This window comes from Lysobacter sp. Root983 (genome assembly GCF_001429345.1).
Lineage (GTDB): Bacteria > Pseudomonadota > Gammaproteobacteria > Xanthomonadales > Xanthomonadaceae > Lysobacter.
In genome coordinates, this window is sequence record NZ_LMJO01000021.1 from 12,257 (window position 1) to 26,628 (window position 14,372).

Annotated in this window: 15 protein-coding genes and 1 riboswitch; of the genes, 5 read left to right on the forward strand and 10 right to left on the reverse strand. The window is 69.0% G+C overall.

What is annotated here, in order from left to right:
* Positions 1 to 281: 281 nt before the first annotated feature.
* Both ASE43_RS20255 and ASE43_RS20260 read right to left on the reverse strand, forming a co-directional pair.
* The gene (locus tag ASE43_RS20255) at positions 282 to 1,100 is read right to left on the reverse strand and encodes a hypothetical protein (RefSeq protein WP_175488960.1); all 819 of its coding nucleotides are present in this window, start codon (positions 1,098 to 1,100) and stop codon (positions 282 to 284) included.
* A gap of 142 nt (positions 1,101 to 1,242) precedes the next feature.
* The gene (locus ASE43_RS20260) at positions 1,243 to 2,190 is read right to left on the reverse strand and encodes an Hsp33 family molecular chaperone HslO (protein WP_056182632.1); all 948 of its coding nucleotides are present in this window, start codon (positions 2,188 to 2,190) and stop codon (positions 1,243 to 1,245) included.
* A 104-nt stretch (positions 2,191 to 2,294) separates the two neighbouring features.
* On the opposite strand from ASE43_RS20260, the gene mtgA reads away from it, so the two are divergent.
* Positions 2,295 to 3,029 (forward strand): monofunctional biosynthetic peptidoglycan transglycosylase, encoded by a 735-nt coding sequence (gene mtgA, locus ASE43_RS20265; protein WP_235567276.1) that lies wholly within the window; start codon positions 2,295 to 2,297, stop codon positions 3,027 to 3,029.
* Between the two features lie 7 nt (positions 3,030 to 3,036).
* On the opposite strand, the gene ASE43_RS20270 is transcribed toward mtgA, so the two are convergent.
* Positions 3,037 to 3,537 carry an arsenate reductase ArsC gene (locus ASE43_RS20270; RefSeq protein WP_057161727.1) on the reverse strand — a complete coding sequence of 167 codons (501 nt, stop codon included), beginning with the start codon at positions 3,535 to 3,537 and terminating at the stop codon, positions 3,037 to 3,039.
* A 114-nt stretch (positions 3,538 to 3,651) separates the two neighbouring features.
* Between ASE43_RS20270 and ASE43_RS20275 the strand changes: the two genes are divergently transcribed.
* On the forward strand, positions 3,652 to 4,692 hold the full coding sequence (locus ASE43_RS20275; protein ID WP_056182641.1) for a glycosyltransferase family 2 protein: 1,041 nt from the start codon (positions 3,652 to 3,654) through the stop codon (positions 4,690 to 4,692).
* The gene (locus ASE43_RS20280) at positions 4,652 to 5,080 is read left to right on the forward strand and encodes a CBS domain-containing protein (protein ID WP_056183175.1); all 429 of its coding nucleotides are present in this window, start codon (positions 4,652 to 4,654) and stop codon (positions 5,078 to 5,080) included. The genes ASE43_RS20275 and ASE43_RS20280 overlap by 41 nt, the downstream gene beginning before the upstream one ends.
* A 107-nt stretch (positions 5,081 to 5,187) precedes the next feature.
* Here ASE43_RS20280 and ASE43_RS20285 read toward each other — a convergent pair whose 3' ends face one another.
* Both ASE43_RS20285 and ASE43_RS20290 read right to left on the reverse strand, forming a co-directional pair.
* Positions 5,188 to 7,101: an AsmA family protein gene (locus tag ASE43_RS20285; RefSeq protein ID WP_057161728.1), complete on the reverse strand. Its 1,914-nt coding sequence runs from the start codon at positions 7,099 to 7,101 to the stop codon at positions 5,188 to 5,190.
* 261 nt (positions 7,102 to 7,362) lie between these two features.
* Positions 7,363 to 8,055, reverse strand: coding sequence for a hemolysin III family protein (locus ASE43_RS20290; RefSeq protein WP_057161765.1), 693 nt, complete (start codon positions 8,053 to 8,055; stop codon positions 7,363 to 7,365).
* Positions 8,056 to 8,185: 130 nt separating this feature from the next.
* Here ASE43_RS20290 and ASE43_RS20295 point away from each other — a divergent pair, with 130 nt between their 5' ends.
* Both ASE43_RS20295 and ASE43_RS20300 read left to right on the forward strand, forming a co-directional pair.
* On the forward strand, positions 8,186 to 8,809 hold the full coding sequence (locus ASE43_RS20295; RefSeq protein WP_056182648.1) for a sulfotransferase family 2 domain-containing protein: 624 nt from the start codon (positions 8,186 to 8,188) through the stop codon (positions 8,807 to 8,809).
* Positions 8,810 to 8,838: 29 nt separating this feature from the next.
* Entirely contained in the window at positions 8,839 to 9,441 is a 603-nt protein-coding gene (locus ASE43_RS20300; RefSeq protein WP_056183183.1) for an aspartyl/asparaginyl beta-hydroxylase domain-containing protein, read from the forward strand.
* 38 nt (positions 9,442 to 9,479) lie between these two features.
* On the opposite strand, the gene ASE43_RS20305 is transcribed toward ASE43_RS20300, so the two are convergent.
* The 5 genes from ASE43_RS20305 to ASE43_RS20325 form a co-directional block, all read right to left on the reverse strand.
* Positions 9,480 to 9,725 (reverse strand): hypothetical protein, encoded by a 246-nt coding sequence (locus ASE43_RS20305; protein WP_056182651.1) that lies wholly within the window; start codon positions 9,723 to 9,725, stop codon positions 9,480 to 9,482.
* A gap of 113 nt (positions 9,726 to 9,838) precedes the next feature.
* Positions 9,839 to 10,327 carry a hypothetical protein gene (locus ASE43_RS20310; protein WP_057161729.1) on the reverse strand — a complete coding sequence of 163 codons (489 nt, stop codon included), beginning with the start codon at positions 10,325 to 10,327 and terminating at the stop codon, positions 9,839 to 9,841.
* The gene (locus tag ASE43_RS20315) at positions 10,327 to 11,931 is read right to left on the reverse strand and encodes a peptide chain release factor 3 (protein ID WP_056183186.1); all 1,605 of its coding nucleotides are present in this window, start codon (positions 11,929 to 11,931) and stop codon (positions 10,327 to 10,329) included. The genes ASE43_RS20310 and ASE43_RS20315 overlap by 1 nt, the downstream gene beginning before the upstream one ends.
* A 185-nt stretch (positions 11,932 to 12,116) precedes the next feature.
* Positions 12,117 to 13,034, reverse strand: coding sequence for a M23 family metallopeptidase (locus ASE43_RS20320; protein WP_082607417.1), 918 nt, complete (start codon positions 13,032 to 13,034; stop codon positions 12,117 to 12,119).
* A gap of 8 nt (positions 13,035 to 13,042) precedes the next feature.
* Positions 13,043 to 14,131: a hypothetical protein gene (locus ASE43_RS20325; RefSeq protein ID WP_057161730.1), complete on the reverse strand. Its 1,089-nt coding sequence runs from the start codon at positions 14,129 to 14,131 to the stop codon at positions 13,043 to 13,045.
* Positions 14,132 to 14,249: 118 nt separating this feature from the next.
* Positions 14,250 to 14,368: riboswitch (SAM riboswitch) on the forward strand.
* Positions 14,369 to 14,372: the final 4 nt, after the last annotated feature.

Below are 14,372 nucleotides of genomic sequence, written 5' to 3' on the forward strand. Positions count from 1 at the left end.
GAGGCACTACTCAGCGACGCGCGCTCACGCGGGGGCGTTGCGCGTCGTTACAGGGGCGCAACGAGGCCATCGGCATCGTCTTGGGCGCCGATTCGGGGCGGTTCGGGAGTGGCGCATCGAGGGCCAAGCGCCGAAGGCCATGCTTCTCGTCCGAGGCGCGCTAGTCAGAGGGGCTTGCGAGCCGGCGCAAAGGCAGGCTGAAGCCACCGGCTTTGGCTGCCGGTTCGGTCTGGGCGATTCGATAGCGCGCGTCGAAAGCCCGACGCGGCGAAGGCGTTGCCTTAGAGGTCTTGCTCGTAACGGACGTAGGGCACGGTGCCTTCGTCCTTGTCGGTGTTGCCCGGCGCGAACGGGTTCTTGCCGCGCGTAATCACGTTTTCGGCGCCCACCGTGAGCTGGCCGCTCCAGGGCGTGCGCCAAGTCAGGCCGACGCCCAGACCTTCCCACTGACCCGGCTGGCCGGGGGTGTCGACCACGCGGCCGACGATATTGGCGCCGAAGTTGCCGTAGCCGGCGCCGATGGTGAGGCTCTTGCTGTTCCAGCGGTCGGCGATGGTCGGCATTTCGCCGGCCGGGATCAGGCGCGCGCGCGCCCAGGTGCCGCCGATCGACACGGTGGCCTCGCGGCCGATGTTCTTCTGGCCGTAGACGGTCAGGGTGTTCTGGTCGAGCTTGCTGTTGCGGCCGTTCGGGCTCAGCCAGGCCGGCAGGGTGTCCTTGCCGTTGCCGATCGAGAGTCCGATCTTGCCGCCGGGGCGGCTCAGCGCGGCGCCCGCGGACACCTGACGCGAACCGCCGCGATCGTCTTCGTCGAGCGCGGCGAGCATGCAGTGATTGGCGAGGTTGCCGATCGCGCCGGCCAGGCCGGTCTTGCGGTCGCAGACCAGGCCCAGGGTATCGCCCGCATCCAGACCGAATGCGGCGTCCAGCGAATTGCTGCCCACGCGCCAACGCGCGCCGGCCACCGGTGCATTGGTGGGCTCGAGCTGCAACAGGTATTCGACCTTGCCGTTGGACTGGTTCCAGACCGGCAGATACGTCGTATCGCTGCGCTTCGCGGTTTGCGCATGCGCAGCCGATGCCGCGCCGAAGGCGAGCATCAAGGCGAACGACAGACGTAGCGAGCGTGCGTGCATGGTGACGATACGACCGGGCTGGGCCGGTCAAGTTCCCCTAGAACCTGGAATGGGACTATAGACGGTTTATGTTTATTTAACAAACCGAGACGGCCGTGTGAAGGGCCTATTGCAACCGGTCCGGTGCCGCGACCTCGGTGGCCGCAACCGCGAACAAGTGACTGATTTGGTTACTGTTGAAACGATAGGTCTGGCCACAGAACTCGCACCGCACCTGGGCCTCGCCGTCGGCCGCGGCGGCGGCCGCTTCGGCCTCCTCCTGACCCAGCGAGACCAGCATGGCCTCGACCCGCTCGCGCGAGCAAGAGCAGGCGAAGCTCAGCGGCTTGCCGCCCAGCAACTGGACACCGTCCTCATGGAACAGGCGGGTCAGCACGGTGACGGTGTCCCAGCCCAGCAGCTCGCCGGGTTGGAGGGTGTCGAACAGGGCCCCGGCCCGGGTCCAGCCGTCCTCGTCGCCGCCGTCGCCGGGCAGCTTCTGCAGCATCAGGCCGGCCGCGCGCTCGCCGTCGGCGGCCAGCAGCAGGCGGGTCGGCAGTTGTTCGGACTGGCGGAAGTAGTCCTCGAAGGCGCCGCTGAGGGAGTCCGAATCCAGCGCCACCAGGCCCTGGTAGCGGGCCGGATCGCGGTCGTCGCCGGCGCGCCCGCCGATCGGCGGGTTCTCGATGGTGATCGCCAGCACCGCATCCGGGCCGAGCTGGCGCAGGTCGCGCGAGACCTCGCCGCCGTCCTCGGCCAGCTGGGCGATGCCGCGCAGGGTGCCGGCGGCGGTGCACTCGGCGAACAAGGTGCGCAAGGCGCCGTCGCCGCGCAGCTGCACGGACAAGCGGCCCTCGACCTTGGCGTGTCCGGTGAACAGGGCGGCCGCGGCGGCGGCCTCGCCCAGCAGTTCGGCCGCCGCAGGCGGATACTCGGAGCGCTCGCGGATCTGGCGCCAGGTCTGGTCCAGGTGCACGTGCACGCCGCGCACACCGGCGCCCTCGATCAGGAATCGGGTCAGGCGGTCGTGGTCGTGGTCGGGGCCGACGGCGTCGGTGGGGCTGGAATCGTTCATCGCTGGACTCGTGCGGCGGCGCGCGCTCTATCGCGGATAATGCGCGCGACCGCGTGAAAGGGGAGACCGGGCAAGATGGGGATGGAGTGCAGACAGTGCAAGTCGTGAACGAGACCGTCCCCGCGCCCCCGGCCACGCGCCGGCGCCGTCGCTGGCTGCGCTGGCTGATCGCGCTGCCGTTCCTGTTCCTGGCCGCTTCGATCCTGCAGGTCGCGGTGCTGCGCTTCATCGATCCGCCGTTCAGCGCCTTCATGGCCGCGCGCCAGTTCCAGGCCTGGGGCAGCGGCGATTTCGGCTTCCGCGTCGCCTACGACTGGCGCGACCTGGACGAGATCTCCTCCAACGTGCCGGTGGCCCTGGTGGCCTCCGAGGACCAGAACTTCGCCGAGCACTTCGGCTTCGATCTCAAGGCCATCGAGAAGGCGCGCAAGAACAACGCGCGCGGCCGCAAGGTCCGCGGCGGCAGCACCATCAGCCAGCAGACCGCCAAGAACCTGTTCCTGTGGAGCGGGCGCAGCTGGGTGCGCAAGGGCGTCGAGGCCTGGTACACCCTGCTGATCGAACTGATGTGGCCCAAGCACCGCATCATCGAGGTCTACGCCAACATCGCCGAGTTCGGCGACGGCGTGTACGGCGCGCAGGCCGCCGCGCGCACCTACTACCGCAAGGACGCCGCGCGCCTGGGTCCGGCCGAGGCCGCGCGCATGGCCGCGGTGCTGCCCAATCCCAAGCGCTACAGCATCGCGCGCCCGGGCCCTTACGTGCAGCGCCGCGCCAACGCGATCCAGCGCCAGATGCGCTACATCGGCGGCAGCGGCTACCTCAAGCAGATCGACTGAGGCGCGCTCAGGCGCCGCGGCCGATGTCGCGCAGGCGATCCTGCGCGACCAGACGGCCCAGCTTGTCCAGCGGCAGCGACAGCAGCAGTTCGACGCGCCGGCGCAGCAGCGCGAACGCCGCCACATAGGCCTGGCGGCGCGCGTCCTCGTCGCCGACCGCGGCGGCAGGATCGGCCACGCCCCAATGCGCGGTCGCGGCGTCGCCCAAGCGCACCGGGCAGGACTCGCCGGCGGCGTCGTCGCAGACGGTGATCACCATGTCCATGCGCGGCGCGTCGGCGCCGGCGAACTCGTCCCAGCTTTTGCTGCGCAAGCGCGCCGGGTCGTAGCCGAGCTTGGCCGAAAGCTCGGCGGCCATGGGCTGGATGAAGCCGGCCGGGCGGCTGCCCGCGCTCCAGGCGCGGAAGCGGTCCCCGCCCAAGGTGTTGAGCAGGGCTTCGGCCATCGCGCTGCGCGCGGAATTGCCGGTGCACAGGAACAGGACGTGATAGCGGGCATCGGTGGGCATGAGCGGCTCCGGAACGGTGGCGGGCGGCACCGGCTAGGGTCGCGCGGCCAGTTTTCAGCGACGTTGCGATGAGATCGAAAACCCCCGCCCGCGCCGCCGGCTATGATTGAAGGCATGAATCGCGATCTGCTGACCGTCGTCGTCGCCGCCTACAACGAGGCCGAGAGCCTGCCGCTGCTGCAGCCGCGCATCGCCGCGGCCCTGGACGCGATCGCCGCCGACGGCGTCGAGGGGCGCGTGCTGTACGTGGACGACGGCAGCCGCGACGCGACCTGGCGCGTGCTGGAAAGCCTGGCCGCGGCCGATCCGCGCATCGCCCTGCTGCGCCTGTCGCGCAATTTCGGCAAGGAACTGGCGCTGACCGCCGGCCTGGACCGGGTCGAGCGCGGCGCGGCCCTGATCCTGGACGCCGACGGCCAGGACCCGCCGGAGTTGATCGCCGCCTTCGTCGCCAAGTGGCGCGAAGGCTACGACGACGTCTACGGCACCCGCATCGAACGCGAGGGCGAAAGCTGGCTCAAGCGCAGCACCGCGCATGCCTTCTATCGGGTGATCGGACGTCTGTCGAAGACTCCGATTCCGGCCGACACCGGCGACTTCCGCCTGCTGTCCGAGCGCGCCCTGACCGGGCTGCGCCAGCTGCGCGAGCGCCACCGCTTCATGAAGGGCCTGTTCGGCTGGGTCGGCTACAACCGCGTCGCCTTGCCCTACCACCGCGAGGCGCGCGTGGCCGGCGCCAGCAAGTTCAATTTCTGGCGGCTGTGGAACCTGGCCCTGGAAGGCATCACCAGTTTCTCGACCGCGCCGCTGCGGCTGGCGACCTATATGGGCCTGGCGACCGCGCTGTTCGCGTTCGGCTTCGGCGTGTGGGTGGTGGCCAAGGCCCTGCTCTGGGGCGACCCGGTCGCGGGCTGGCCGACCATGATGGCGGTGATCCTGTTCCTGGGCGGCGTGCAGCTGATCGCGCTGGGCCTGATCGGCGAATACCTGGGCCGGCTGTACGAGGAATCCAAGCAGCGGCCGCTGTACCTCGTCGACACCTGGCAGCCGGCGGCAGGAGTATCCTCGGGACAGGGCTCGCTGCCCCCCTCCCAGATCGCCGAAGGAGAAGGCCATGCGCACCGTGCGGCAACTGCTAGAAGCGAAAGCATCTGAAGTGTTCGCGATCGGCCCGGACGCGCCGGTGATCGACGCGATCCGGCTGATGGCCGAAAAGCGCATAGGCGCGGTACTGGTGATGGAAGGCCCGCGTCTGACCGGGATCCTGTCCGAGCGCGATTACGCGCGCAAAGTCGTGTTGCAGGGTCGCTCCTCGGCCGACACGCCAGTGCGCGACATCATGACCGCCGAGGTGGTCAGCGTCGGTCTGGAAGACAGCGCCGAGCGCTGCATGCAGATCGTCACCGACCGCCGCATCCGCCATCTGCCGGTGGTGCACGGCGGCCAGGTGCAGGGCGTGGTCTCGATCGGCGACCTGGTCAAGGCGGTGATCGAGGACCAGCAACTCGAGCTGGACCAGTTGCAGCGCTACATCGCCAGCTGAGCGGCCGCGTCGCCGTAGGATGCGGTGAGCGCCAGCGAACCGCATCATCGTCCCGCCCGGATTCGCATGCTGCTGCGGTCGTCACCGCGCCCGAAGGTGCGCGCCGCTCAACGCGCGTACTTGCCGCCACACGCGGCGTCCTTGCCCGGTCCCAGTTCTATCGTCGCCAGCAACGCCGCCGGCGGCGCGATCGTGCCCAGGGCCAGCGCTGCGGCGCCGCGCAGGCCCAGGCGCGCGTAGTCGGGTTTGGCCTTGGGGTGCTTGAACGTGCCCGACACCTTCAGCGGCGAGCGCAGCGTGAACAGGCTGCGGTCCTTGGGGCGCGCGCGCAGGATCAGGTCCAGGGTCTCGTCTCCCAGGTCGATCTTGCCGTCGCCGACCAGCAGGGTGTCGCTGGTGTCGAAGGCCAGCGCGCGCGTGCGCATCACGCCATCGCGCACTTCGAAATCGCCGAACGCGCAGCGGATCGGGATCTGGCGGTCGTGGCCGAGCTTGAACTTGATGATCTCGGCGATGTCGATGCCGGTGAACTCCATCAGCAGATTGCTGATCTTGCCCGAGCCCATGCCCAGCGCGATGTCGCCGTCGCTGCTGCCGAGCATGTCGGCGATGGAGTTGCCGCGTCCGTCCAGGGCGATCTGTCCGCCGACCTTGCCGACCGCGTCGCGCGCCAGGTCCACCGTCGGCAGCAGCTTGGCCAGGGTCAGGCCGCGCGCATCGATCTGCGCGTGCGTGGCGATGGTGGGCTGGCGCGCGTCCATGCGTACCGTTGAGCGGATGCGGCCGTCGGCGACGCCGAAATCCAGCGGTTGCAGGCGCAGTACGCCGGCTTCCAGCAGCAGATGCGCGTCCATGTTGTCGATCGGCCAGCCCGGCGCGTCGATGCGCTGCGCCTTCCAACGCACGTCGGCGTCCATCGCGCGCAGCTTGTCCAGGCGGTAGGGCGTATCCGGCAGCACGCGTGCGCTCGCGCGTTCGCGCGCGGCCAGGGCCGCGAGTTCGGGATTGCTGGACTCGCCGCGTCCGGTTTGCGGCGCGGCGCCGACGAAGCCGCCTAGGTCGTCGAAGTCGAGCCGGCGCGAACGCAGATCGGCGCGCAGATAGGGGCGCGCGCCGCCGGTCTCCACGCTCGCGCGTCCGCCCAGGTCGCTGTCGCCGACCTTGCCGGTGAAATCGTCGTAGTGCCAGGTGGTGCGTGCGCCGGCGATGTCGCGGGTGAGACGTCCGTCCAGCGCGTAAGGCGGCGTCGGCGGCGTGGCCACGCCGATCAGCGGGTACAGGTCGGCCAGATCCTGGCCCGACAGCGCCAGGCGCAGGTCGAAGTCGCGCAGCCGCAGCGGATCGACCAGGCTGCCGCGCGCATGCGCGCGGGTGGCGCCGGCAGTCGCGCGCAGATCCAGACGGTACGGACGTTCGCGATCGCGCAGTTCCAGCGGAGATTCGGCGCGGCCCTGCAAGCTGAAGCGATTGCCCTTCCAGCGTCCGCCGCCGCGCGCGGCGATCGGCGCGGCGGCGTCGTTGGCGCCCGGCGCCAGGCTGGCGATCTCGAAACGCATGTCGCTGCGGCTGACCGGGTCGAGGAAGCTCAGCTCGCCCTGTTCGATCCAGACGCGGCCGAAGCTTGGCCCGGCACCGCCGGTTTCGCCGAACACCCAGTTGCCACCGCGTTTGCGGTCGTTTTCCAGATGCAGCCTCGGGCGTTGCAGGCGCAGATCGGGGATGCGCACATCGCCGCGCAGCAGCGGCCACAGCTCGATATCGAATTGCAGACGATCGGCGACCGCCATGTCGCGGCGCCGCGACCAGTCGGCGTCGCCGAAGCGCACGGCATCGGCGCGCACGCGCACGGTGCGGCCCAGCGCGATATCCAGATCGCCGCCGATGTCGAAGTCGCGACCTGTGCGCGCCTGCACCTGGCGCTCGATCGGGCCGCGCAGCCAGTTCCAATCCCACAGCGCGATCAGCGCCAGCAGCGCGATCGCCAGCAGCGCGGCGGCGCTGCGCCAGGGATGAAGACGCATGGCCCGCGCAGCGCGCGCCGCACCGGACGCGGGTGTTGCGGCGCCGTCGTTGGCTGGGGTCGGCTCGGGGCTGGAGTGGGGCTCGCTCTCGCGCATGTTGATCGGCCGACTCCGGGCCGCCCGATCGGGCCGCACCCGGACGGCGCGCATCGATGCGCGCCAGTGCCGCTGTCCTTCGTTAGGAGTGGCCTCACCATCCCCACCCGGCGGTCAAGCGCAGGTGAACGCGTTGTGCGGCGTTCAGCGAACGCCAGCGCACGCTCAGCGCGCGGGGATCACCTGCGCCATCACCGAGATGTAATGGCAGACGCTGCCGGCGATCACGAACATGTGCCAGATCGCATGCGAATACGGCAGCTTGGGCCGGTGGTAGAACACCGTGCCCAAGGTGTAGCAAAGCCCGCCGGCGAGCAGCCAGCCCAGGGTCCAGGTGTCCAGCGCGCCCAGCAGCGGCTTGATCGCCACGATCACCAGCCAGCCCATTGCGATGTAGATGCCGGTCGACAGCAGCTTGAAGCGGCCGGTGTAGAACAGTTTGAACACGATGCCGGCGAAGGCCAGCGCCCAGATCGCCGCGAACAGGCCCCAACCCCACGGGCCGCGCAAACCGATCAGGGTGAACGGGGTGTAGGTGCCGGCGATCAGCAGGTAGATCGCGCAATGGTCGAAGACCTTGAGGCGCGCCTTGGCGATCGGGTGCTGGATCGCGTGGTAGAGGGTGGAGGCCACGTAGAGCAGCAGCAGGCTGATCCCGAATACGGTCGCGCCCACCAGTTGCCAGCCGTCGCCGTACAGCGCGGCGAGGGTGATCAGAACCGCCCCGCCGGCCAACGCGGCGGTCGCGCCCAGGCCGTGGGTGAGCGCGTTGGCGATCTCCTCGCGCACCGACGCCACGTGCGGGTTGAGCGCGTTCGCGCGGTCGGGCCTTTCGCTGCCAGGGCGTGCGCTGTCCATCGATGCAGCATCCTCGGGGGAGGTGGAGCAAATGCTCGGAATCGGAGCGGCGAAGCCGGCGCGACGGGCCTGGGCGATGCCCTGCGCGCCCGCCGCTGGCTTAGGATAGGCCGATTCCAGGGCCAGACGCATGATCATCTCCCACCAGCACCGTTTCGTTTTTGCCGCGATCCCCAAAACCGGCACCCACTCGGTCCGCCAGGCCCTGCGCGAGCACATGAGCGCCGACGACATCGAGCAGGTCGGTTTGTTCGTCAACAAGCGCTTCCCGTTCGAGGAACTGGCCGCGATCAAGCACGGCCACCTCAGCTTGCAGCAGGTGCGTCCGTTCCTGGGCGAGGAGGCCTTCGCGAGCTATTTCAAGTTCGCGTTCGTGCGCAACCCCTACGATCGCTTCATTTCCTATTGCGCGTTCATGACCCGCGCCGACGGCGCCTTCCTGCAGCGTCCGCAGGCGGTCATGCGGCATATCCTGTTCGAGGCACGGCCGATGCAGCACGTGCTGTTCCAGCCGCAGCACAGCCTGGTCACCGGCGCCGACGGCGAACTGCTGGCCGACTACGTGGGCCGGGTCGAGGAGATGCAGGCCTCCTACGACAGCATCTGCGCCCGCATCGGCATCCCCAGCGCCCAACTGGGCCAAGTCAACAGTTCCCGCCGCGGCGGGTATCGGGACTACTATGACCAGCCCTTGATCGACGCGGTGGGCGAGCTCTACCAGCGCGATCTGGAGCTGTTCGGTTATTCGTTCTGACCCGGTCCGATGCCATGAACGCGACGCCCATGAATGCCAGCCCGATCCAACCCAACCCGCGCAAGACCACCTCGATACGCCGACTCGGGCCGGTCGACATCGCGGCGCTACGCGCGGCGGTGCTGGAGATCCCCGAAGCGGTGTGGGACGCCGAGAACGCCGACAAGCCCAACCGCTTCGAGGCCTTGGACAAGACCCGCCACGTGGTCTTCCGCTTCGTCAGCAACTTCCAGGATTGGCGCGATTCCTACGACCGCCCGCTGTGGGCGCAGTGGCGCGAGCTGCTGGAGCCGGTGCTGGCGCAGGCGGTGCGGCCCTACGGCTACGCCAACGCCGCGTTCCCGCGGGTGATGCTGGCGCGGATGGCGCCGGGCGGCGTGATCAAGCCGCATCGCGACGCCAACCCGGCCGCGAAATGGCCGCACAAGGTGCACGTGCCGCTGATCACCAACGAGCGCGTGACCTTCTTCGTCGACGGCGTCGGTTACCACTTCGTCGAAGGCGAGGCGGTGGAAGTCAGCAACATGGCGGTGCACGCGGTGGAGAACGCCGGCGACAGCGACCGCATCCATCTGATCTTCGAGTATTACGACCGCGACCAGCCCGAACCCGACTGGCTGCCGCGGCGTTGAAACAGGCCCGGCGCGACGCGCGCGCCGGGCCAGTGCCTTCAGGCCGCCGGTTGCGCGGTGGCGGCGATCTCGGACATGGACGGCATGCCCATGATGGTCAGCACGGTGCCGACCACGCAGATCAGCAGCGGGATCTTGTTCTCGGAAAAGTTCATGATCGCGAAGACCAGCGCGACCAACGGGATCAGCAGCGATCCCAGCCCCCAAAGCACGCTTTCGCGAAACGCGTTGACGATGATCCACAAGCCGCCGATCACGCTCAGCGCCAAACCCAGTAGATACATTGCATTCCCCTTGCAGTAGGTTGCCGCGGTCCCCGCCGCGGTGGATCGATGCTAGCCGATCCCGGGGAAAAGTGTGATGGGGTGCGTGGTTTGGCTCGGCGCCGGGCGCACCCTTATTCCAGGGTATTGAGCCGCCGCACCCGCCGTAGCCGGCGCTGGATCTTGCGCGGGCGCGCGAAGCGGTATTCCTCGACCTCGACCAGCAGCGCGCAGTCTTCGCCGAAGGCCTCGCGCATCGCGTACAAACGGCCGTTGCCCTCGAACGCGAGCCAACGCTCGCCGTCGCGCACGACCTTGATCTGCGACACCGAGGGAATGATGTCGGTCAAGGCGGCCAGGTCGAGGCGGCCGTGTGCCAGCAGTTCCTCGCGTCGCGCGGCCAGGGCCTGGGCGCGCGCCTGCGTGGCCTGTCGCGCGGACTCGCGATCGATGCGGTGGATCGGCTGCAGCGCGTGCAGCGGCACCATCGCCTGCGCCTTGTCGCCGCGCAGGCGGTGGATGTCCATGATCACCTTGGCCATGTAGGCGTCCTTGTAGTCGAGCGCGGCGACTTCGCTGCGCTTGCTCAACAGGTACAGCCACCACTGCCGCAAGCGCGACATCAGTCGACGGACACCGCGTGCGCGTGTTCGCGCGTGGCCAGGAATTGCACGCCCGGGGCGCGCTCCTGAGCGAGCTGCAGGTTGACCCGGGTGGGCGCCAGGTAGACCAGCTCGCCGGCCGCGTCCAGGGCCAGGTTCATCGCGTTCTTGTCGCGGAACTCCTCCAGCTTCTTGGCATCGGCGCAGCGGATCCAGCGCGCGGTGGCCACGCCGACCTGCTCGAAGCTGGCGTCCACGCCGTATTCGTCCTTGAGCCGGTAGGCGACCACGTCGAACTGCAGCACGCCGACCGCGCCCAGGATCAGGTCGTTGCTCATCAGCGGACGGAAGAACTGGGTCGCGCCTTCCTCGGACAGCTGGGCCAGGCCCTTCTGCAACTGCTTGAGCTTGAGCGGATCGCGCAGGCGCGCGCGCCGGAACAGTTCCGGGGCGAAGTTGGGGATGCCGGTGAACGACAGCGCCTCGCCCTCGGTGAAACTGTCGCCGATCGAGATCGTGCCGTGGTTGTGGATGCCGATGACGTCGCCGGAGTAGGCGGTTTCGGCGATCTCGCGGTCGGAGGCCATGAAGGTCAGCGCGTTGGCCAGCTTCACTTCCTTGCCAGTGCGTACCTGGAAGGCCTTCATGCCGGCGCTGAACTTGCCCGAGCAGATGCGCATGAACGCCACCCGGTCGCGGTGTTGCGGGTCCATGTTGGCCTGGATCTTGAACACGAAGCCGGTGAGCTTGTTCTCGGTCGCCGCGACCTCGCGGCCGGTGGTCTCGCGCGGCTTGGGCGGCGGCGCGTGCTCGACGAAGAAGTCCAGCAGCAGCTGCACGCCGAAGTTGTTGACCGCCGAGCCGAACGACACCGGCGTCTGCTTGCCGGCCAGATAGGCCTGCTTGTCGAACGGATGCGATGCGCCCTGCACGAGCTCGAGTTCCTCGCGCACTTCGCGCAAGGCATCCGCGCCGATGCGCGCCTCCAGCGCCGGATCGTCGATCGAGGCGAAGATCGTCGAATCCTGACGGGTGAAGTTGCGGCCCTGTTCGAACAGATGCACCTCGCCGGTGAGCAGGTGGACCACGCCCTTGAGGCGCTGGCCCATGCCGATCGGCCAGGTGATCGGCGCGCACTGGATGCCCAGCACCGATTCCACTTCGTCCAGCAGGTCGATCGGGTTCTTGCCCTCGCGATCGAGCTTGTTGATGAAGGTCATGATCGGCGTGTCGCGCAGGCGGCACACCTCCATCAGCTTGATCGTGCGCTCCTCCACGCCCTTGGCGACGTCGATCACCATCAGCGCCGAGTCGACCGCGGTCAGCACGCGGTAGGTGTCCTCGCCGAAGTCGGCGTGGCCGGGCGTGTCGAGCAGGTTGACGATGCGGCCCTCGTAGGGGAACTGCATCACCGAGGAGGTCACCGAGATGCCGCGCTCCTTTTCCAGCGCCATCCAGTCCGAGGTCGCATGACGCGCGGCCTTGCGGCCCTTGACCGAGCCGGCCATCTGGATCGCGCCGCCGAACAGCAGCAGCTTCTCGGTGAGGGTGGTCTTGCCGGCGTCCGGATGCGAAATGATCGCGAAGGTGCGGCGGCGGAGGGCTTCTAGGGAAACGTCGGACATGGCGACGGCGCGCACCGGGCGCGCCGGAAGGTGAGGAGTAGGGGCGCGATTATAACCGCCACCCTAGAGAAAGCCCTTCTTCCTTGCTCCCTTCCCCCGCCTAGCGGGGGAAGGTGGCCCGCAGGGCCGGTTGGGGGCGCGCGAATCCCGGCCACCCCGTCAGCCCGGAAGCACCGTTCCAACCCTTAAAGCCCGCCCGAAATCCGCAACGGCCCCGCCGGCCCGGTCATCCGGAACGGAATCGACTCCAGGCGCATGCCGCGGTTGACCTGGATCGCGAAGTGCAAGTGCGGCCCGGTGGTGAAGCCGGTGTTGCCGGACAGGCCGATCTGCTGGCCCGCGCGCACGCGCTGACCGACCCGGACCAGGGCGCCATCGGCCTTGAGGTGGGCGTACAGGGCCATGCTGCCGTCGTCGTGGACGATGCGCACGAAGTTGGCGCGGCCGCCGTATTTCTCGCGATTGAGCCCGGCTTTGTCGAAGTCGGACTCGACCTGCATCACCACGCCCTCGCGCGCGGCCAGCACCGGCGTGCCGATCTGCGCCGCGAAGTCGACCGCGTACCGGTTCTCCGGGTCGCTGTGGCTGAACTGGCCGCCGTAGCCCTGGTCGATGCGGAAGTTGTTCTGGCGCAGCGGCAGCACGTAGTCGACGTTGCGCGGCTGCGCGCTGGGGTCGCCGGGCAGGCTTTCCATCTGCAGCTCGATGCCGCGCCCGGAATCCTCCGGGCTCAGCACCGCCACCAGCGTGCTCGCGCGCGCGGCCACGGTGGCGCGCGCGGGCAGGGTCGAGGTGCCGCCGCCGCCGTAGCTCTGGCTGTAGTCGACCTTGACCTCGATCGGTCCGGACAGGTTGTTGTCGGCCCAGGCCAGGTAGCGGCTGCCGTCCGACTCGATGCGCAGGCGCGCGATCGCGCCGGGCTCGCTGTGGACCGGGATCACCCTGACCTCGGACGGCGGTGCGGCCTCGGGCACGTGGTCGCCGTAATGGGTGATGCCGCTGCGATCGGTCCAGCGGTAGATCTTGCCGGCGTGCGCCTGCGGCGCGGCGGCCACAGCCGCCACGCACAGCGATACGGCCAAGGCGCGCGGCCCCCAAACCATGCGGATTCCTACTCGGTGCAGCCCGGCTTCAAGTTTAGCGCGTGGGCCACGTCGGCGAGATCGAACGCGGTCACGGCTTTGTCGTCGTGCACGGCGAACAGCGCGCCGCTGGGAAAGGCCGCGGTCGAGGCCGCGTGCAGGGCGACGCCGTCGGTATGCGAGGTGACCTTGCCTTCGAAGCTGCCGACCGGAGCCAGGCTGACGCGATCGAACAGGTGGAACACGGTCAGCGGCGCGAGCTGGTCGACCGCGATCCAGTAGCCGCCGCCGTCCGGGCAGGTCCACAACGCCACGCCCTCGGCCTCGGCGCCGAAGCTGCGGTCGGGCAGGCTGCGGCCGGTGTATTTGCCGCCGAAGGTGTACTCGCGCAGGGTGGATTCGTGGCGGCGGTCCTCGTCGGCGATCAGCAGGCGGTCGTTGGCCGGGTCGCCGGCGATCGACTCGACCATGCGCAGCGCCGCGGCTTCGCTGGTGTCGCCGAACGCGCCGCCGTAGTTGGCGCGCAGGCGGCCGTCCTGGTCGAACTGGACCCGGTAGCGGCGCACGCGCTGGTCGAGCTCGGCCCACGGCGGCACCTGATCGAACTTCTTGCCGTACATGAAGCTGTCGGTGACGTAGACCTCGAGTTCGCCCGGTTCGGTCTCGGTCAGCCAGATGCCGTAGGGGCTGCGCAGTTCCTTGTCGCCGAAGCTGCCCAGCGGGGTGAAGTCGGGCAGGGCGAACACCTGTACGCGGTGGTTGTCGCGCTCGACCACGAACACGTGGTCGGCGTACACCGCGATGCCGTTGGGGCGGTCGAACTGGCCGATCGCCTTGCCCTCGCCGCCGACCGTGCGCAGCGCGGCGCCGGTGTCGGCGTCGTAAACGTCCAGGCGGTGGGTCGACTTGGCGGTCGCGATCAGCCAGGTCTTTCCGTCCTCGGTCGGCCAGGTGGCCAGCGAATCCAGCTCTTCCTTCGGCGTGTCCGCCGATACGTAGCGCTCGGCGATCGAGGTGATGCCGGGGGTGCCGGCGGCCGGCGCGGAAGCGGGTTGCGTGGTCGCGCAGGCGGCGAGCAGGGCGGCGAGCGTCGCCGCGACAAGGAGGCGTGGGGTCATGGGCACGAAGTGTATGCGGGGCGCGCACCTTTTTGTGATGCCGGTCGCGAGCTTATGATTAATCGCTATATGCGGATGAAGCGATTGACACGCCCTCGGAGCGCGGGCAGACTGGCCGCATCCATCGAGACCGGCTGAGGGACAGGCCCTTAGAAGCCGGGGCAACCCAACGCGACGCAAGTCGCGTGAAGGTGCCAATTCCTGCGGCCCGCCTAGGCGTTGGTCGGAAGATGGTTGCGAC